Origin of the sequence: Paraburkholderia sp. (assembly GCF_026225065.1) — a bacterium.
In the GTDB taxonomy this organism is placed as follows: Bacteria; Pseudomonadota; Gammaproteobacteria; order Burkholderiales; family Burkholderiaceae; genus Paraburkholderia.
In genome coordinates, this window is sequence record NZ_JAMFSB010000294.1 from 24242 (window position 1) to 43691 (window position 19450).

Below are 19450 nucleotides of genomic sequence, written 5' to 3' on the forward strand. Positions count from 1 at the left end.
GGCCTGACGCGGCCCAGTTTGAGACTGTCGTCAGTCGATACGTTCAGCCGACATCCATCCGTTTGCGGTGCTTGCCGCTGCAATCTGCTTCGCGATCGAATCGCCCAGCTTTTTCGCGTCACTACTCACGCCGTCCTGTTTCATCTCGGATGCGCCATGCAGCGCCGTACCGGTCGCCGCAGCTGTTGCAACATGACCCGCAGCTGCACCGACACCCGCTGTTTCCACGATGCCCGGCATGTGACCACTATCGGCATTGGCGGAAAAGCTTTGCAGTGCGATCGGTGTGCCCGCGGCGGGCTTATACAGGATCTGCACCGACGCGCTCACTTCGCTCTTGCCAGCGCCAAGACCAATCACGATGCGACGGCGACGCTTGCCTTCGTCGATCGTCTGGAAGCTGCCTTCGACGACCAGTGCGTTCTGGTTCGCCGGTGCAAGGCCATCCACGCGCGCTGCGCGCAGCCCCATCGATTGCAGCTCGCGCACGATTTCGTCAGCGACCTGCTCGCGCGTATCAATCGCCGTCTGATTCTGCTTTTGAGCAGACGATTCGCCGCTCACCGCTGTCTTCAGTTGCTGTGCGATGCCGCTGTCCATTTTCACCTGGTTGGGCGTGGCGTCGAACGAATACACGTAGATGACGTCAGCACGAACGTGCGGCGCAGCGCTGGTTTGCGTCGTGCCGTTGATGCCCGAGGCACAGCCAGTCAGAAGTAGCGATCCTGCCACGAGTGCCATGGCTGCCGCACGTTTTGCATTGCGAACAAGGACTTTGAATGAGGTTTGCATATCGATCCTGTCATCGGCATTGTGGTGCCGGAAAATGTTGGAGAGGTGTGCCGCAGCACGCAGACGTGAGTATGGGAGGACACGGTTCTGCACGCCATTCAGGAGTTATGTCGCGCGATGTCGCCGGGATCTGTCACACACGGGCAGGGGATGCCCGTGTTTCTTATGAGGAATGCCGATTGAGTGGCAACGTGACGTGCGCCTCGAGACCGCCGCCTTCACGCGCGCGAAACTGTAGCGAGCCGCCGTGCAGACGTGCGATGCGCTCGACGATGGCGAGCCCGAGACCTGTGCCGCCCGAATGAGTCCGTGCGTTCGTACCGCGGCTGAATGGCGTCTTGAGCTTCTCCATCTCCGCGGCGTCGATTCCGCTGCCGCGATCGCAAACGGCGACGCACGCGGCATCGTCTTCGGTCCACGTGCGCACGGCGAGTCCCGTGCGCCCATAGACAATCGCGTTTTGCATCAGGTTCATCAGGAGCCGCATCAAACCCACGGGCCGGTACGCGAACACGGGGATTTCGCCGAGCGACAGTTCGAATTCGTGCCCGAGCCCTGCAAAATCCGCGGCGAGCTGACCGATGAGCGCGTTGAGGTCGCCCGGCTGCGGAACCTCGCGCTCGCCGCTGCCGGCGTAGTCCATGAATTGCTGGAGAATCGTGTCGATGTGATCGAGATAGCTTTCCGCTGACGCGACGAACTTATCGTCAGCGCCGCGCGGAATGGCCATCGCCATCGCGAGCCGCAGCTTGGTGAGCGGCGTGCGGATGTCGTGGGACACGCCCGCGAGCATCAGCGCGCGCGTCGCTTCGGCCTGCTGCAACGCCTCAGTCATCTGGTTGAACGCGGTGCTGACCTGGGCGATTTCCGTCGGGCCATCAGTCGGCAGCACAACGGGCGCTTCGCCCGCGCTCACGTGCCGAGCGGCGCGCGCCAGATCCTTGAGCGGACGGTTGATGTGCAACTGGATCAGATAACCCGTCAGCGCGGCCAGCAACGCGAGGCCCACGGAGAGCGCGAGCGTCGTGGTGATGCCGCTCGCTTGCGCATCTTCGGTCATCGGCAGCGCAATCCAGCAGGGCTCGCCGGCCACGTGTACGCGAATCCAGAGCCGTTCACCGTCGCCGGTCTGCCAGCGCACCAGCATGTCCGGTGGCAGATGGCGCTGCAGTGCACTGACGAAGACATCGCGTTGCCACGTACGAAAAAAGCGAAGCGGGCTGGGCCGCGGTTCCGGCTCGAGATTTTCGGGTAGCGCTGTCTGACCGCCGAGGCGCGCGGCCGCGGCGCGGCCTTCGTCGGGTGGCATCGCGACCAGCACGCCATCGAGCGTCTTCACGTAGTCGGAAAAGATGATCGCGGCACGGTCGATGCGTGGGCGCTGCACGAAATGCAGCAGCACCGTAAGCGAGCACACCTGGGTCAGAGCGACGAGCGCCACCAGCAGCACGATATTGCGTGCCAGCAGCGAACGCGGCAGCCATCGGCCCCACCGGTTTGAACGCGAGGGTGTCCTCACGAGTCGATGCCCGCAACGAGCATGTAGCCGACACCCCAGACGGTCTTGATGAAGCGTGGTTTCGACGGATCGTCCTCGACGATCTGGCGCAGCCGCAGGATCTGCACGTCGATGCTGCGGTCAAGTGCGTCGTGGTCGCGGCCGCGCGCCCGCGCAAGCAGGTTTTCGCGGCTCACCGGCCGGTTCGGTGATGACCCGAGCGCGTGCAGCAGCAACATCTGCGCGGAGTGCACCTCGACCGGCTCGCCACGATGCAGCAGCGTTTGTGTACCGACGTCGAACTGGTATTCGCCGAAGCGCAGCGTTTGCGAGGTCACAGTCGGCACGCCCGCGGCCATTTTCTGGCGCCGCAGCAGCGCACGGATGCGCGCGACGAGTTCATCAGGGAGAAACGGTTTCGCGAGGTAGTCGTCGGCGCCGGTTTCGAGGCCGACCACGCGGTCGACCGGATCGCCTTTGGCGGTCAGCATGAGGATGGGCAGCGTCTGTCCTTCGGCGCGCAGCCGCCGGCACACCGTCAGCCCATCTTCCGGTTCCATCATCAGGTCCAGCACGAGCAGGTCATACGGTTCGCGCTGCAGGTAGCGGTCGAGCTGCTTGCCGTCGGCGACGACGCGCACGTAGAACCCGTGGCCCGTCAGAAACCGTTGCAGCATGTTGCGCAACTCGGCTTCGTCGTCCAGCACGATAATCCTGTTCACCTGCTCCATGACGCGTCTCCCAGCCTCATTGGCATTCAGCGTGCCATTGCTTTCTGCTTCATCAGGTCCTCGATCTGCGCCAGCGTGACATAACCGACGTGCTGAGTGTCGATTTCGTCGAAGTGTTTCGCGACCATCGGCATGCCGGCAGCCGCCTGGTCCCGCGTCAGCTTGCCGTCGCCCGTCGTGTTGGCACTCGCAAAGCGGGCCTGCAATTGCTGCATCGCACGCTCGCCGCGCGGGGTATCCGCAGGTGGCAGGGCGCTCTGAGCGGAAGCCGTTGCCGAAACAATACACAAGACAAGAACCGCGATCATCTTTTTCATCATCTACTCCGTGGTGTGGCCGACGCTCAAGGGCGGCAGGGTTAATTCATTGATCTGACGTTTGCCGTTACGCCCAGTGCGCCGGCACCCAGAAGCGCCCAACCCAGTGTCCCGGCACCAGCACCGCGGGACGCGGCGCGGGCACTACATAGACAGGACGCGGCGCGACATACAGCGTGCGTGCCTGCGGCGCGATGAACACGACACGCGGCGGGGGCGGCGCGACATAGACGACCTTGGGCGGGGGTGGCGCGATGTAGACGGTCTTCGGAGCAGGAGGCGCAACGTAGACGACCGGCGGCGGCACATACGCAGCCGGAGCCGCTACGACCACGGGGGCCGGCGCGACGACCACGGGTGCCGGTACAACGGCGATCGGCGGCGGCACGACCACGACCGGTGCGGTGCCCACGGCAACCGTAGCGCCCACCGTCGTGACCGTGCCGCCAGTGGTCGCCGTGCCGCTGTGCACAACCGTCGTGCCGCCGCCCGTCGTCACCACGCCGGTGGCCACGCGCGTCGCGCTGCCTGAATGCGTGACGGTTCCGCCGTCGGTGCCCGTCACGGTGCCGGAGCGTGCGCAGGTGGAACCGGCGCAGTTTGTCGATGCCGTGTGACTGGTCGTGTTGCCGTTCGCGGCGGTGATCGTGCCCGAAGACGAATACTGACCCGGCGCGTTGCGTGTCACGCTGCCGGAAGTCGTGGCGCTGTGGCCATCGGAGCCGGTCAGGCTGCCAGTGTGGTCGCACGTACCGCCTGCGCAGCTCGTGTCACCCGAGTGCTGGACCTGACGTCCGTTGGGGCCGGTGGCCGTGCCCGAATTCGAGAACTGGCCGGGTGCAGTGCGGGTCACCGTGCCGGTGTTGGTGGCGATGCCGCCGTAGGGGTTCGCGACGCCGCCGGCGTGCGTGCAGCTGCCGCCCGCGCAGGAACCGTAGTGCGCGCCGTTGTAGGTGCCGTGCGGTGTATAGGCAGTGCCATGACCCGACCATCCTGCGAAGGCTGGCGTGCTGACGGCGATGAGCAGCGCAGCGCTGGCTGCGGCGAGGTAATGGAGTTTCATGAGGTGTCCTTCACGGTTCGGTTCAGTCACGCACTGCGGCGTGGCAACGGGACGAACTATAAAAGGAGCCCGCGAAATAATCGCCCGGTAAAAGATGTCGCGGTGTTACACCACCGCGGCGAACTGCCAGGAGCCGGACTGCACGGCCGGCTTGCCGTCACGGCCGGAGTTTCGTGACATCTGGCGACATGGTTTACGCGTGGTTTTTGTCCAGGCAGCCCACTACATTAGCTTCACCCGACGCGATAGCGGCTTTACCCGCAGACGACGCGTCTCACCTCACCCCGTTATCTGCCCATCATGTTGACTACTGGAAAAATCGCGCTTTTTGTTACGTTGTTCGTCATTGGTGTATCGCTGATCGAGGCATGCGTGCTCACGCGCAGACAGCGCGATAGCGCCTCGCCTTTCGACTGGTATGAAGTATGGATTTCGCTGGCCGACGTGGCCGGCCGCAAGCTGCTCGCGCTGCTGCCGCTTTCGCTAGCAGCGCCAGTCTTTGCGCTTGCATGGGATCACAGGATCTTTACCGTCACGCTCAACAGCGCGTTGATGGTGTTCCTGCTCTTTATCGGACAGGAGTTCTGCTACTACTGGTACCACCGCGCGTCGCACCGGATCCGCTTTTTCTGGGCAACACATGCGGTTCATCACTCACCGAACCAACTGACGCTCTCGTCTGCTTACCGCCTCGGCCTGACCGGCAAACTGACCGGCTCGGCGATTTTCTTCGCGCCGCTCGTGTGGCTCGGCGTGCGTCCCGAAGTTGTGCTGGCGACGCTGAGTTTCAATCTGCTCTATCAGTTCTGGCTGCATAACACGTGGACGCCAAAACTCGGGTGGCTCGAATACGTGTTCAATACGCCGTCCGCGCATCGCGTGCACCATGCATCGAACGTCGATTATCTCGATGCGAACTTTGGCGGTGTGCTCGTCATATTCGACCGCCTGTTCGGCACGTATGTGGAAGAACGTGCCGACGAGCCGTGCCGCTACGGTCTCACGACACCGACGCGCTCTCGCAATCCGCTCGTCGTCGAATTCGAGCACTGGGTTAGTCTTGCACGGGATATCGCATCGGCGGGCAGCTTGTGGGCTGCGATCGGCTACGTCATTCTGCCGCCTGGCTGGCGCGCTGACGGGTCCGGTGAAACAACCGAAGCGCTGCGTCGGCAGAACCTGGTCGCGACGCCTTCTCCCTACCTGGCGAACTCGTCCTTAACCGCGGCATATAGTCTGCGATATCGCGCGAGCCGCACTTCGGTTACGGTTCGCTGTCCCGCGTCCGGCTCGCAGACCTCAATTGTTTCCGGTGACGTACACACCTGCGCGACGTCCTCGTTTGTGACGGCCAGGCGCGCAAGCCGTGCAGCGCCCAAAGCGGCGCCCACATCTCCGCCCTGATGACGGCGCATCGCAACGCCAGTGGCTGTAGCGCAAAGCTTCGCCCAGAAACGGCTACGCGAGCCGCCTCCAATGAACGACGCCGTGTCCAGCGTCGTCCCGGCACCTTGCAGCGCCGCGTAACCGTCGGCCATCGCGAAAGCCACACCCTCCATCACACTGTACGCAAGGTCGCCCTCACCATGAGCGCCGGTTAGCCCCCAGAACAGGCCCTTTGCATTCGCGTCGTTGTGAGGCGTGCGCTCGCCGCTCAGGTATGGCAGGAACAGTGGCGCGCTCTGCGCGTCAGCCTTCTCGGCGGAACCAGCAAGCTTGGCGACGTCCGTCTTGAGCACGGCAGATAGCCACGCGAGACTTGAAGCCGCCGACAGGATGACACTCATCTGATGCCAGCGGTTCGGCAAGCAATGGCAGAACGCGTGCACTGCCTGTGCGGGGTTCGGCGCAAATCGGTCAGTGCCGGCAAACAGCACACCCGACGTACCCAATGACAGGAACGCGCTACCGGCCTCGGCGACTCCCATGCCGATCGCGCTGGCCGCGTTATCGCCCGCGCCGCCGCAAAGGAGCACTGAGCCAGCAACCCCCCATTCGCGCCGCAATTTATCGTTTAACTGGGCCGCAGCCGCGCTGCCTTCCACTAGCCGGGGCATGTGCTCGCGTGTGAGGCCAGTCGCCGAAAGCATCCTGTCCGACCAGTCACGCTTCGCAACGTCTAGCCACAGCGTGCCCGACGCATCGGACATATCGGACACGAACTCGCCCGTGAGCCGCCACGCCACGTAGTCCTTCGGCAACAGGACCTTGTGCGCCGCGCGAAACACGGCCGGTTCGTACTTCGACAGCCAGAGCAGTTTCGGCGCGGTGAATCCAGGCATCGCAAGATTGCCCGTAATCGAGCGCGACTCGGGGACCAGCGCTTCAAGCTCCACACACTCGGCGAACGCACGCGTGTCGTTCCACAGGATCGCTGGGCGTAACACCTGGCCGAAGCGATCAAGCAGGGTCGCGCCATGCATCTGTCCGGACAACCCAATACCGCGTAGCGCCGAAAAGCCAGCAGGATTGGACGCCCGCACTTGGGCGATCGCGTCGAGTGTGGCGTGCCACCACGCCTGCGGGTTCTGCTCAGACCAGTGGGGGTGAGGTGTCTCAACTGCGAGCCGCGCACTGCCGGTGGCAATCGTGCGCGATTCGTCGTCTGTGAGTAGCGTCTTTACTTCGGAGGTCCCGAGGTCGATTCCAAGGAAAGTCAAGAGTGTCGTCCTATTTCTTGCGGCGGCTCGTCTTGCCGAAACGAAGCGTCAAGCCGCGATCATATGTTCGTTAAGCTGATGCATTGCGCGAAACTTCGATGGCGGCATCGACTTCGATGAGAGGAACTGACGATTGAAGTTCGACAGATTGTTAAAGCCAACGCGATAGCAGATCTCTGTCACGCTAAGCGTCGAACACATTAGCAGTTCACACGCTTCGTTGATCCGCAGCCTGTTCTGGTACTGCACAAATGTGCACCCCGTATGCCGGCGAAAGAAGCGTGTGAACGTACTCACGCTCATGCCGGCGAGTTCAGCGACATCGGCCTCTCGCAATGTGCCCATGAGATTCTGCTGGATGTATGAGAGCACCTGATTGATCGTCGACTGCATGTAGCGATGCGCGTTGACATCGTATGCCGGTCCCGCCAGCAAGACGCGTTCGGTGCACGACGATAATTTGCCGAAGATCGACATCAACAATTCGACGCGACGGCAACCGCGCGAAACCGCAAGCTCCCGCATCATCGGCGCGATGGCCAGACCCACCGCATCCGGAAACTGTATGCCACGTGCGGCATCATCCATCAGGCCGACAATCGAATGCAATTCGGTAAACGCGGCCACCATCCGTTCCGCCGCGTCACGCGAGAACTGGAGAACCATGTCACGCGACGGCACGGTTTCGCGCTCGCCGATCTCGCTGATCCAGTTGTGCGGCAAATTCGGTCCGGTGATCACCAGGTTACCGGGCGCGAAGTCGCCGATAAAATCGCCGACAAAAAACTTGCCGGTCGACGCCTGGATCACGTGAATCTCATACTCCGGATGAAAGTGCCATTTCGCTACCGTATGCGGATAGTCATGCGCCCAGGCGCGGAACGACTCGTCCCGCCGCGTGTGCACCAACTCCAGGTCTGGACTCATACCGCTGCTCCTTCTCGGCCGTCTTGAGGCGGCACCTTCCTGTTAATGCAAAGCTGCTCCCTGTACACCCGTTTCCTGATGTGCCGGACTGGCGAAAGTTATTCTGGTGTTCTGATGAACGGGGAATGAGACGTTCCGTTCCGTCTGGACATCGAAAATGTGCAAATCGGCTACCTTGAACTGGAACGTTACCACGTTATCCAGTTCAGGTAAGTCACCTGCGGGCACCAGGGCCGCCAGACGTTCTCCGCTGAAATCCAGTGTGACCAGCGCCTCCGCGCCCAGCAGTTCAATCAGCTCGACTTTGCCCTGAAGCCTGAGCGTGCCGGGTTCTTCCGCTGCGGACGCGACCTTCAGATAGTTCGGACGGATCGCCAGTTTCACGGCCTGGCCGTGGTGCAACGCGGCGAAACGTGGCCCGGCGAGTGGCCAGCGCTGTCCCTGAGCCTCGACGAAGCACGCGTCCCCAACTCTTTGAACCACTGCGTCTATGAAATTCATGGCCGGCGTGCCGATGAACCCTGCGGCAAACAAGGTTTGCGGGAAATGGTAGAGATCGGACGGGGTGCCGGCCTGCTCGATCTGACCGCCCCGCATCAGGATCACACGGTCGGCGAGCGTCATCGCCTCGAGCTGGTCGTGCGTCACATACACGGTCGTGGTTTTCAGACGCTGATGTAACCGTTTGATGTCGCCTCGAAGCTGGGCACGCAGTTTGGCGTCGAGGTTGGATAGCGGCTCGTCAAACAGGAATACCTGAGGTGTCTTGATCATTGCCCGGGCAATTGCCGCGCGTTGCTGCTGGCCGCCCGACATCGATCGTGGTTTGCGGTCCAGCAATGCGTCGAGATTCAGCATTGCAGCTACTTCACGCACGCGACGGTCGATTTCGGCAGCGGGCACCTTGAGACGGCGTAGTCCGAACGCGACATTGTCGTACACCGTCATGTGCGGATACAGGGCGTAGTTCTGGAAAACCATCGCGACGTTTCGCTCGCGCGCCGGCAGGTTGTTGACGATGACATCGCCAATCGCGAGGTCACCGCCGGTGATGCTCTCGAGACCCGCAATCATACGAAGCATGGTCGACTTGCCGCATCCGGATGGCCCGAGCAGTACAACGAACTCACCGTCGTCAATGTCCATGTCGAGCGGATGCAACACCGGTGGGCCGCCGTCGTAACGTTTCGTGAGGCCCCTGCAGACGATTTTGGCCATGGCTCAGTCCATCTCGATCTGGATCTTGACATCATTGGGGCGCCCGGCTGCGGCTTCTTCGAACGCCTTGAGGCCGTCGGAGAATGCGAACTTGCGCGAAATGAACGGCTTGACGTCAATCATTCCGGAGCTGATGAGCGCCAATGCGCGCGGGAATATGTTTGCATAGCGGAACACCGATTCGAGGCGCGCTTCTTTCGCCTGCATAGCGACCACATCGAGCGGCACGGGGTCGACCGGCATACCGACGAGCACCGCGCAGCCACCCGGGCAAAGCAGATCGAACAGGCCATCGTAGACTTTCCCATTGCCGCTCGCTTCGAACACGACGTCGGCACCCCAGTTCGTGGTGACTTCCTGAACGACATCGACCAGTCGTTGTTCACGTACATTAACTGTCGTCACCGCCGGGTTGCCAGCAAACAGCGTCAGCTTTTCCTTGATTACGTCTGCCAGAATGACGCGGGACGCGCCCCCCGCCAGCGCAGCCAGAGCAGTCATCGCGCCGATCGTCCCCGCGCCGATGATAACTGCGACGTCGCCCGGCTTCATCGCAGCCTTCTTGGCAGCCTGCAGACCGATCGACAACGGTTCGACAATGGCGCCCTCCGCGAAAGACACATTGTCGGGAAGCCTGAACGTAAACGCCGCCGGATGCACGACATAAGGTGTCAGGCAGCCGTGAATTGGCGGTGTCGCCCAGAAACGTACCGCAGGGTCCAGGTTGTAGAGACCGCGCATCGTCGCCGGCGAGTCGAATTGCGGAACGCCTGGCTCCATGCAAACGCGGTCGCCCACGCGCAGATGGGTGACCTCGCTGCCCGTTTCGACCACCACCCCGGACGCTTCGTGCCCGAGCACCATCGGTTCCTCGACCTTGAACGGACCGATGCGTCCATGCGTGTAGTAATGAACGTCGCTGCCGCAAACGCCCACTGTGTGAATTTTTATCTTGACGTCACGAGGGCCGACTTCAAGCGGCAGATCGATATCGCGCAGCGTGAGCTGGCGAGCTTCTTCGAGTACGAGCGCTTTCAAAATGTTCTCCTTACTTGCCTTTGAGCATTGAGTTCAACAGCCGGCTCAGGACGCCGACGAAAATGATCGGTGGTAGAGCGAGCAGAACGGTTGAGGCATTGATGACGCCCCACGGCACCTCCTGCCCAAGCGAGGTGAAGGCGGAAGCAACCACAGGCAGCGTCGCGCTTCGCGATGATGTCAGTGCGAGCGCGATCATCAGCTCGTTCCAGACCAGCACGAAGCTGAAGACGATGCCCCCCATCAGCGTGGTTGCACTGATCGGCAATGCGATCCGCCAGAACACCTCGTAGGGTCCGTAACCATCCAGCGTGGCTGCCTCCTCGAGTTCGCGCGGCAGGCGCTGAAACACCGGAATGGATAACCATGTGATGGTTGACAGCGTGACCAGCAGATACGTCACGACCATCGACAGCTTGGTGTCGTAAAGTCCCAGATCTACCCATATAGCGATGAGCGGTATGGCGACCGCAACCGGCGGCAGGAATCGCAGCGACAAAAGAAAGAACTGGATGTCGCGCTTGCCCGGCACGTGATAACGCGCAATCACATAGGCGGCGGGCACGCCGAGCAACGCACCGAGCGCGACAGCCATGCCCACGATGGACAGACTGTTTCCGAGCCCAATCAACACCTCGGGGCTGGACACGACCTGCCGGTAGTTATCGAGCGTCGGCGTAAAAATGAAGCGCGGCGTCGGCGTGACGATGTCGAGCAGATTCTTCAGCGAATTGAGGAACGCCCAAAAGATCGGAAACACCGCAACAACCGCGAGCGCCATGCCGAACGACCAGGTGGCGCTGCGCGAGATCAGTCTTCCCATTTGTTCACCCGCTTCCAGATGAAAGTGAAAATCAGCGTGGTCGCAACCATCATCAGCACGGCCATACTCGACGCGTACGAGACTTTCCCTGACAACCCGATACCTTGCGAATAGGCGTACATGTCTAGCGTTTCAGTGGTGATGCCGGGGCCGCCTTTGGTCATCACGTAGACCAGATCGAACGAGCGCAGCGATTCGACCATCTTGATGAACACCAGGCTCATGATCGGCACCTTGAGCATGGGCAACGCGATATACGCGTAGATCTGCCAAGTGCGTGCATAGTCCAGCCGCGCGGCTTCAAGCGGTTCGGGCGGCAGCGTTTCAAGCAGCTTCAATACGACGACTGCGAAGAACAACCCCCACTGCCAGATGTCGACGAGCGCTACCGCATACAGTGCAAGATGAGGATCGGACAGAAAGGCCGTGTTATCGATTCCCAGCAGGCCAAGAAACCAGCTGAGAATGCCCGAGAGAGGCGAATACATGAACTTCCAGATGAAGGCCGCCGACACTCGCGGCAAAAGCACGGGCACGATCAACAGGAGCGAAATGACACCACGCAACCGGCCGTGAATCTGCTCGAACAGATAAATCGCAATCAGAACGCCAACGACGACCGCGCCTATCACCGTGATAATTTCCCAGATCGCCGACACCTCGATGGAATTGAGAAAGCGTCGGTCCGAGAATAGCCGGATGAAATTGCGCAGCCAGACGTACTCGCTGTCTGGGTAGCGCAGCACGCGGTTCTTTAGCGCGAGGTTGATTGCCGCGACAGTAGGCACTAACCCGAGGATCGCCATCACGACAAGTGGCGGCCCGAGAAACACGAACGGAAGGCTGGTTTTGCCCCGATTGAACATTAACTTCTCCAACAGCGTAAAGTCCCCGCACTCACTGTCCGGGCAAGACCAGGAGCTGATCTGCGGTGCCCCCCGCCACGCAAAGCGTGCAGCAAGGGGCACTCACGTTACTTCTTGCCGCCATGCTCCAACGCGTCCTGCGCGTACTGAACGGCGTCGTTCAGGGATGCCTGGACGTCCGGCTGCGTGCCCGTGAACACCTCCTCCAGCGCGATTCCCAGGTTGTCGCCAATGTCGGGCCACTGCGGGCCTGACCAGAACGTGACCTGCGTCACCGGGTTGGTATCTTTCAGGCCGGAGAGAATCTGCGGTTTGACGTGCTTCTGGAAATAGTCGCTGTTGATGGTGCTCGAGCGGTTGTAGTCACTAAAGACGTTGTCGCGAAGGCGAGCCTGCTCCTGCTCCTTGCTGGTCGCCCAGGCGATGAATTTTCCTGCCGCCTGACGTGTGCATTCGTCCTTCGCGCCGACGGAGGAGATCGCGAGACCATGACCATAAGCCGCTGACGGCAACGGTGCCGGCGGTTTGACGTATCCCACCTTGTCCGCCACACTAGACTTGGTCGGATCCTCCATCCAGTCGGCGAACGGCGTCGATTCGATCATGAAGGCGACCTTGCCGGAACGGAACGCTTCGAGCGCGTTGCTCCAGTCGTACGTCGTCGCACCAGGGGGCGCGTATTTGAAGAGGTCGCGATAGAGCACCGTGGCCTTCACCGCAGCAGGAGAATTGAAGGCCGGCGCCTGGCTCTTGTCGGTCCACGTGCCGCCCTCGGCGAGCATGAACGGCGCCCAGCGCCACACATTCATGCCTGACCCGCGTTGGCCACGTGCAACCCAGCCGTACATGTTGGGAGGCGCATTGAGCTTCTTGATGTCCGCCACGAGCTCGTCGAGCGTTTTCGGCACGGGGAGATGCGCCTGCTCAAGGAGGTCGCGACGGTAAAACAGGAAGTCGCCTCCGCCGATTAGGGGAGCGAAATACGCAACGTTCTTATAGCTCGCCACCGCGCGGCGGCCCGGCAGGAAATCGCCATAGTCAGCGTCTTTCGGATAGTACTTGAGGAGCGGTACGATCCAGCCCGCTGATGCAAACTCGGCGACGTTCGCCTCGTCAACGTAATAGATTTGATAGGAGCCCGCACCCGTCGACGCATCGAGTCGCGATTTCGAACGACGGTCGTTTTCACCGAAGTAGTTGATCTCGACCTTGGTGCCCGTGCGCTTCTCATAATCGGGCAGCGACTTCTCCATGACCGTCAGGCCGAGACTCTTCTGGGCAAGCACCTTGAGCTCGGGAACGTTACACGTCTGTGCCGTCGCTACCGCGGGAAGGCTGGCGCTGACCAACGCGCAAGCTGTCAACAATCGAATTGGTTTCACTCTTGTCTCCACTTTTTGAATGTTCTATGGCATCGCCATACGGGCGCTGGGATGTTGGGCAGGGCGAGCGTACGGTGATGTGAACTGTAGTGGCCGCGACCCTTGGTCAGCCACTGCAAAAGGCGGAAGACGCTGATACTTTTTGCTCGCAAGTTGGGTGCGGTGCACAAAATGTGTCAGTGACTATGAGAGTCAATGGCAGTGCTCGCGGGATAACCCTAATGCAAAAAAGTGTTAGTCCGCGGCTGGATTTGGAGTAGTGCGTCGCCCGTTAAGGGTTTAACTTCCGTTACACAAACGAAGACGGCGGCAGGCCAGATAAACAGCCTCGCACCAGTCCGCTTCAACGGAGGAAGACACGTGCAACCCGATCTCGAACTCGTGACTGTGCGCCGCGACGAATCGTTCAAGGCGTGGTATCACGGCTACCCGTACCGCACGGTGCGCTGGCATTTTCACCCTGAATATGAAATCCAGTTGATCGTGGCGACGACGGGCAAGATGTTCGTCGGCGATCACATTGGGCGTTTCGCGCCGGGCAATCTGGTATTGATGGGGCCGAACCTGCCGCACAACTGGGTGAGTGACGTGCCCGAGGGTGAGACCATCGAGCAGCGCAATCTGGTCGTGCAGTTCGGACAGGAGTTCGTAGCGCGATGCGCGGAAAGCTTTCCGGAGTGGCGGCATGTGGAAGCGTTGCTGGCTGCTTCACGGCGCGGCCTGTCGTTCGGGTTGCAAACCAGTGAGATCATCAAGCCGCTGTTTTTTGAGTTGCTGGACGCGCGCGGTCTGCGCCGGATCGCGCTTCTCATGTCGATGCTCGAAATTCTGGCCAGTGATCAGGATACCGAATTTCTGGCGAGTCCCACCTATCAACCGGATCCAACAGCTTTTGCCGCAACCCGCATCAGTCACGCGCTGTCTTTCATCGGCAAGAATCTCTCGGCGGATCTACGAGAATCAGATCTGGCACAACTGGCGGGCCAGAGCGTGAGTGCGTTCTCGCGTTATTTCTGCCGCCATACCGGCATGACGTTTGTGCAGTACGTGAACCGCATGCGTATCAATCTTGCCTGTCAGTTGCTGATGGACGACGAATTGAGCGTGACCGACATCTGCTACAAGGTGGGCTTTAACAGTCTGTCCAATTTCAACCGGCGCTTCCTGCTCATCAAGGGTATGGCGCCGTCGGAGTTCCGCCGCAATCAGAGGCTCAACGACGCGAGCCGCGATGCCTCCGAGGCAGCGGCCGCCCGCGGCGACGGCATCGCCAACGCGCCGTCGATCGTGCCTGCGGTGCAGAGTCCCACCTGCGCACGCAGTGCGCGCGTCGCGCGTCCGCCCACGTAAGCCTTTCGCCTCAACGGTGTTTCAAAACTCATCGCGCGGTTCTGGACCGCGTGAGGGGTGTGTTCATTCCTAAAATATGGAGACGACAATGACGAAAACTACGCTGAAGCAGGTCTCGTTTAATCCCCTTGTGCGTTGTGCACGCCGGTCGGCCGGCTGCGCAGCACTTGTGCTCGGCCTTTCGCTGCTTGACACATCCGGCGCCCAGGCGGCGCCGCTGAAGATTGGCATGACGTTTCAGGAACTGAACAATCCGTACTTCGTGACGATGCAAAAGGCCTTGAACGATGCCGCAGCAACCATCGGCGCGGAGGTGGTGATCACCGATGCGCACCACGACGTGAGCAAGCAGGTCAGCGACGTCGAGGACATGCTGCAGAAGAAGATCGACATCCTGCTTGTGAACCCAACGGATTCGACCGGCATCCAGTCGGCGGTGATCTCGGCAAAGAAGGCGGGCGTGGTGGTGGTAGCCGTGGATGCGAACGCGAACGGCCCAGTCGATTCGTTCGTCGGATCGAAGAACTTCGATGCCGGCGAGATGTCCTGCGATTACCTCGCCAAAGCGATTGGCGGCAGCGGTGAAGTGGCGATTCTCGACGGCATTCCGGTGGTGCCGATTCTGGAGCGCGTACGTGGCTGCAAGGCGGCGCTTGCCAAGTTTCCGAACGTGAAGATCGTTGACACCCAGAACGGCAAGCAGGAGCGCGCCACAGCGCTGACGGTCACCGAGAACATGATTGAGGCTCACCCGAACCTGAAAGGCCTCTTCAGCGTGAACGACGGGGGCGCGATGGGTTCGCTTTCGGCGATCGAGTCGTCGGGCAAGGATATCAAGCTGACCAGCGTCGACGGTGCGCCGGAAGCGATCACGGCCATCCAGAAGCCGAACTCAAAATTCATCGAGACGTCCGCACAATTTCCGGCCGACCAGGTGCGCATTGCGCTTGGTATTGCGCTGGCAAAGAAGTGGGGCGCCAATGTGCCAAAGACGATTCCGGTCGACGTAAAGCCCATTGATAAAAGCAACGCGAAGGGCTTTAGCTGGTAAGTCGCATGCGTGCGGCGTGGGCGTCCCTGGACGATTGCGGCGCCGCACGCGCCCGCATAGGAGGACCTGATGGACGCGATATTGAAACTCGACCGGATCACCAAGAGCTTTCCAGGCGTGAAAGCGCTGCAAGGCATCAATCTGGAGGTCGCTCGCGGTGAGATTCACGCTTTGCTTGGGGAGAACGGCGCAGGCAAGTCGACATTGATGAAGATTCTGTCCGGAATCTATCAGCCGGACGAAGGCACGATCACGCTCGACGGCAAGGAGCAGCAATTCGCCAACTATCACGACGCGGTGGCCGCTGGTGTCGGTATCGTGTTCCAGGAGTTCAGCCTGATTCCGTATCTGAATGCGGTGGAGAATATGTTCCTTGGCCGGGAATTACGCAATGGCGTGGGCATGCTCAAGCGCGCACAGATGCGACGCGCCGCTGCGGAGATTTTTGCGCGCCTTGGCGTGACGATCGACCTGTCGGTGCAGATCCGCGAACTGTCCGTTGCGCAGCAGCAGTTCGTGGAAATCGGCAAAGCGCTGTCGCTCAATGCGCGCGTCCTGATCCTCGACGAACCCACGGCGACGCTCACACCAGCCGAAGCAGAGCATCTGTTCACGATCATGCGCGACCTGAAGCAGCAGGGCGTGGCGATGATCTTCATCTCGCACCACCTCGAAGAAATTTTTGAAGTGTGCGACCGCATTACCGTGCTGCGCGATGGCCAGTACGTCGGCGTGACGGATGTGGCACAAACCGATGTGGGGCGGCTTGTCGAGATGATGGTGGGGCGGCGCATCGAGAGCAGCTTTCCGCCCAAGCCGCCGCTACGCGTCGATGCCAAAGTCGTGCTCGACGTCAACGCGCTGCAGTTGCACAAGGACGGCCCCGTGAACCGCTTCGCGCTGCGCGAAGGTGAGATTCTTGGCTTTGCAGGACTGGTCGGCGCCGGCCGCACTGAAACTGCGCTCGCGGTGATCGGCGCGGACCCCGCTCACGTAAAAGACATCCGTATCAATGGCGCTGCGGTCAACCTGTCGGACCCCGCAGACGCTTTGAGAGCGGGCGTCGGGATCCTGCCCGAGAACCGCAAGACCGAAGGTCTCATCACGGATTTCTCCATCAAGCAGAACGTCTCGATCAACAATCTCGGCAAATACCGCTTGTGGCGCCTCTTTATCGACCAGCGCCACGAAGCTCGCGCGACCGCGGACATCATGAAGCGCGTCGGCGTGAAGGCGCCCAGCATGCATACCGAGGTCGCTACGCTGTCGGGCGGCAATCAGCAAAAGGTGGTGATTGCGCGCTGGCTGAACCACCACACCAACATCCTCATCTTCGACGAACCGACGCGCGGCATCGACGTCGGCGCGAAAGCGGAGATCTATCTGCTCATGCGCGAGCTCACCGCGCGCGGCTACTCGATCATCATGATCTCGTCTGAATTGCCGGAGGTCGTCGGCATGTGCGATCGCGTGGCCGTGTTTCGTCAGGGCCGCATCGAAGTGATCCTCGATGGCGACGAGATCGACTCGAACACCGTGATGACTTATGCCACAGGCGGCGCTTCTCGTGGAGCAACTCATGAACATGCCTAAACCTTCTTCTTCTTCTTCGTCCGGGACATCCACGGCAAGCAGCGACACGGCCGGCGCGCCGGTGCGTCTTTCGTGGGCCGGCCTGAAACGCTCCACCGTGTTCTATCCGCTTGTCGGCCTGTTGATGGTATGCATTGTCATGGTGTTCGCTAGCAACAGCTTTCTGTCGGCCGCGAATATCGAGAACGTGCTTCGCCAGGTGTCGATTAACGCAATCATCGCCGTTGGCATGACTTGCGTAATCCTGACGGGCGGTATCGATCTCTCGGTGGGTTCCGTGATGGCGTTGTCGGGCACGCTTGCGGCAGGTCTGATGGTCGCGGGGATGAATGCCGTGGCGGCGCTGGTGGTGGGCATTGCGATCGGCCTCGGCTTCGGCGCGGCGAAGGGATTTTTCGTCGCCTACGCGGGTATGCCACCGATCATCGTCACGCTCGCGACGATGGGCATTGCGCGCGGTCTCGCGCTCATCTACACGGGCGGCTACCCGATCGACGGCTTGCCCGAATGGATCGGCTTCTTCGGCAGCGGCAAGGTGCTCGGCATTCAGGCACCGGTTCTGATCATGCTGGTCATCTATGCGATTGCGTGGGTGCTGCTCGAACGCATGCCGTTCGGCCGCTACGTCTATGCGATCGGTGGCAACGAGCAGGCCACGCGTCTATCCGGGGTACGCGTAGCGCGCGTGAAGCTGATCGTCTATTTGCTGGCTGGCCTCACCTCGGCTTTCGCCTCTATTGTCCTGACCGCCCGCCTGATGAGCGGACAGCCGAACGCCGGCGTCGGCTTCGAGCTCGATGCGATTGCGGCGGTCGTTATGGGCGGTACCTCGATTTCCGGCGGACGCGGTTCGATCATCGGCACGCTGATCGGCGCATTGCTGCTTGGTGTGCTGAACAACGGCCTGAACATGGTCGGCGTGAACCCGTATGTGCAGAACGTGATCAAGGGCGGAATCATTCTGCTCGCGATCTATATCAGCCGTGATCGCAGGAAGTGATGTCCCAATTCGATCTATTGATTCCCTTTCTCGCAGGACAATGCAATGACGACTCAAGACAATACCCGGAATATGACGGCAATCGTCTGCCACGCGCCTAAAGACTACCGCGTCGAACAGGTGGCAAAACCGCAGGCCCGTGCCCATGAGATGGTGATTCGCATCGCGGCGTGCGGCATCTGCGCAAGCGATTGCAAGTGCCATTCCGGCGCCAAGATGTTCTGGGGCGGCCCGAGCCCGTGGGTGAAAGCACCGGTGATTCCCGGGCACGAGTTTTTTGGCTTCGTCGAAGAGTTGGGCGAAGGTGCCGCAGAACATTTCGACGTGAAGGTCGGCGATCGCGTGATCGCCGAACAGATCGTGCCGTGCGGCAAATGCCGCTATTGCAAATCAGGCCAGTACTGGATGTGCGAGGTGCACAACATCTTCGGCTTCCAGCGCGAAGTCGCCGATGGCGGTATGGCCGAATACATGCGTATTCCACCCACGGCAATCGTGCACAAGATTCCCGATGGCATCTCACTGGAGGATGCCGCGATCATCGAACCGCTGGCATGTTCGATTCATACGGTCAATCGCGGTGACATCCAGCTCGACGATGTGGTGGTGATTGCGGGTGCTGGACCGCTCGGTCTGATGATGACGCAGGTGGCGCATCTGAAGACGCCGAAGAAGCTGGTGGTAATCGATCTCGTAGAAGAGCGGCTTGCACTCGCCCGCGAATATGGCGCGGACGTGACGATCAATCCTAAGCAGGACGATGCGCTGGCGATTATTCAGTCGTTGACGCAGGGCTATGGCTGCGATGTCTACATCGAAACTACCGGAGTGCCCGCAGGCGTCATCCAGGGGATGGATCTTATCCGCAAGCTTGGGCGGTTCGTGGAGTTTTCGGTGTTCGGCACCGAGACGACGCTGGACTGGTCGGTGATCGGCGACCGCAAGGAGCTCGATGTGCGCGGCGCGCATCTGGGACCGTACTGCTATCCAGTTGCGATCGATCTGCTGGCGCGCGGTCTCGTCACCTCGAAGGGCATTGTGACGCACGACTTTTCTCTGGAAGAGTGGGATGAAGCAATCAAGATTGCGAACTCGCTTGATTCGATTAAAGTACTGTTGAAGCCGCGTGCGTAGGCACTAG

General features: G+C 60.8%; 17 protein-coding genes and 1 pseudogene. 6 read left to right on the forward strand and 12 right to left on the reverse strand.

Annotation, left to right across the window (positions count from 1 at the left end):
- Positions 1 to 30: 30 nt before the first annotated feature.
- The 5 genes from M0954_RS21170 to M0954_RS21190 all read right to left on the reverse strand — a co-directional run bounded on the left by M0954_RS21170 (position 31) and on the right by M0954_RS21190 (position 4401).
- Positions 31 to 792, reverse strand: coding sequence for a DUF4410 domain-containing protein (locus tag M0954_RS21170; RefSeq protein ID WP_297355299.1), 762 nt, complete (start codon positions 790 to 792; stop codon positions 31 to 33).
- A gap of 163 nt (positions 793 to 955) precedes the next feature.
- Positions 956 to 2311 carry an ATP-binding protein gene (locus M0954_RS21175; RefSeq protein ID WP_297355301.1) on the reverse strand — a complete coding sequence of 452 codons (1356 nt, stop codon included), beginning with the start codon at positions 2309 to 2311 and terminating at the stop codon, positions 956 to 958.
- Positions 2308 to 3021 (reverse strand): response regulator, encoded by a 714-nt coding sequence (locus M0954_RS21180; protein ID WP_297355303.1) that lies wholly within the window; start codon positions 3019 to 3021, stop codon positions 2308 to 2310. Before M0954_RS21180 ends, M0954_RS21175 begins: the two co-directional genes overlap by 4 nt.
- A 26-nt stretch (positions 3022 to 3047) precedes the next feature.
- Positions 3048 to 3338 carry an EF-hand domain-containing protein gene (locus M0954_RS21185; RefSeq protein WP_297355305.1) on the reverse strand — a complete coding sequence of 97 codons (291 nt, stop codon included), beginning with the start codon at positions 3336 to 3338 and terminating at the stop codon, positions 3048 to 3050.
- A 67-nt stretch (positions 3339 to 3405) separates the two neighbouring features.
- On the reverse strand, positions 3406 to 4401 hold the full coding sequence (locus tag M0954_RS21190; RefSeq protein WP_297355307.1) for a hypothetical protein: 996 nt from the start codon (positions 4399 to 4401) through the stop codon (positions 3406 to 3408).
- A 300-nt stretch (positions 4402 to 4701) separates the two neighbouring features.
- Between M0954_RS21190 and M0954_RS21195 the strand changes: the two are divergent.
- A pseudogene (locus M0954_RS21195) lies at positions 4702 to 5580 on the forward strand (sterol desaturase family protein); the annotation flags it as partial.
- Between the two features lie 20 nt (positions 5581 to 5600).
- Here the strand turns inward: M0954_RS21195 and xylB are convergent.
- From xylB to M0954_RS21230, 7 genes are all read right to left on the reverse strand, one after another.
- On the reverse strand, positions 5601 to 7061 hold the full coding sequence (gene xylB, locus M0954_RS21200) for a xylulokinase (protein WP_297355309.1): 1461 nt from the start codon (positions 7059 to 7061) through the stop codon (positions 5601 to 5603).
- Positions 7062 to 7109: 48 nt separating this feature from the next.
- Positions 7110 to 7988 (reverse strand): AraC family transcriptional regulator, encoded by an 879-nt coding sequence (locus M0954_RS21205; RefSeq protein ID WP_123386901.1) that lies wholly within the window; start codon positions 7986 to 7988, stop codon positions 7110 to 7112.
- 42 nt (positions 7989 to 8030) lie between these two features.
- A complete protein-coding gene (locus tag M0954_RS21210; protein WP_297355311.1) occupies positions 8031 to 9206 on the reverse strand; it encodes an ABC transporter ATP-binding protein in 1176 nt (391 codons plus the stop codon).
- A gap of 3 nt (positions 9207 to 9209) precedes the next feature.
- On the reverse strand, positions 9210 to 10244 hold the full coding sequence (locus M0954_RS21215; protein WP_297355313.1) for an NAD(P)-dependent alcohol dehydrogenase: 1035 nt from the start codon (positions 10242 to 10244) through the stop codon (positions 9210 to 9212).
- 10 nt (positions 10245 to 10254) lie between these two features.
- Complete coding sequence (locus M0954_RS21220) at positions 10255 to 11067, reverse strand: carbohydrate ABC transporter permease (protein ID WP_122157852.1); 813 nt, start codon at positions 11065 to 11067, stop codon at positions 10255 to 10257.
- Positions 11055 to 11933, reverse strand: coding sequence for a carbohydrate ABC transporter permease (locus M0954_RS21225; RefSeq protein ID WP_123386903.1), 879 nt, complete (start codon positions 11931 to 11933; stop codon positions 11055 to 11057). The genes M0954_RS21220 and M0954_RS21225 overlap by 13 nt, the downstream gene beginning before the upstream one ends.
- A gap of 107 nt (positions 11934 to 12040) precedes the next feature.
- Positions 12041 to 13282: a sugar ABC transporter substrate-binding protein gene (locus tag M0954_RS21230; RefSeq protein ID WP_297355343.1), complete on the reverse strand. Its 1242-nt coding sequence runs from the start codon at positions 13280 to 13282 to the stop codon at positions 12041 to 12043.
- A 393-nt stretch (positions 13283 to 13675) separates the two neighbouring features.
- On the opposite strand from M0954_RS21230, the gene M0954_RS21235 reads away from it, so the two are divergent.
- The 5 genes from M0954_RS21235 (at position 13676) to M0954_RS21255 (ending at position 19443) form a co-directional block, all read left to right on the forward strand.
- The gene (locus tag M0954_RS21235) at positions 13676 to 14665 is read left to right on the forward strand and encodes an AraC family transcriptional regulator (RefSeq protein ID WP_122157855.1); all 990 of its coding nucleotides are present in this window, start codon (positions 13676 to 13678) and stop codon (positions 14663 to 14665) included.
- Positions 14666 to 14753: 88 nt separating this feature from the next.
- Positions 14754 to 15716: a substrate-binding domain-containing protein gene (locus tag M0954_RS21240; protein ID WP_122157856.1), complete on the forward strand. Its 963-nt coding sequence runs from the start codon at positions 14754 to 14756 to the stop codon at positions 15714 to 15716.
- A gap of 69 nt (positions 15717 to 15785) precedes the next feature.
- On the forward strand, positions 15786 to 17309 hold the full coding sequence (locus M0954_RS21245) for a sugar ABC transporter ATP-binding protein (protein WP_297355315.1): 1524 nt from the start codon (positions 15786 to 15788) through the stop codon (positions 17307 to 17309).
- Entirely contained in the window at positions 17296 to 18309 is a 1014-nt protein-coding gene (locus M0954_RS21250; RefSeq protein WP_297355317.1) for an ABC transporter permease, read from the forward strand. The genes M0954_RS21245 and M0954_RS21250 overlap by 14 nt, the downstream gene beginning before the upstream one ends.
- A 45-nt stretch (positions 18310 to 18354) precedes the next feature.
- Complete coding sequence (locus M0954_RS21255) at positions 18355 to 19443, forward strand: alcohol dehydrogenase catalytic domain-containing protein (protein WP_133893693.1); 1089 nt, start codon at positions 18355 to 18357, stop codon at positions 19441 to 19443.
- The last annotated feature ends 7 nt before the right edge of the window (positions 19444 to 19450 follow it).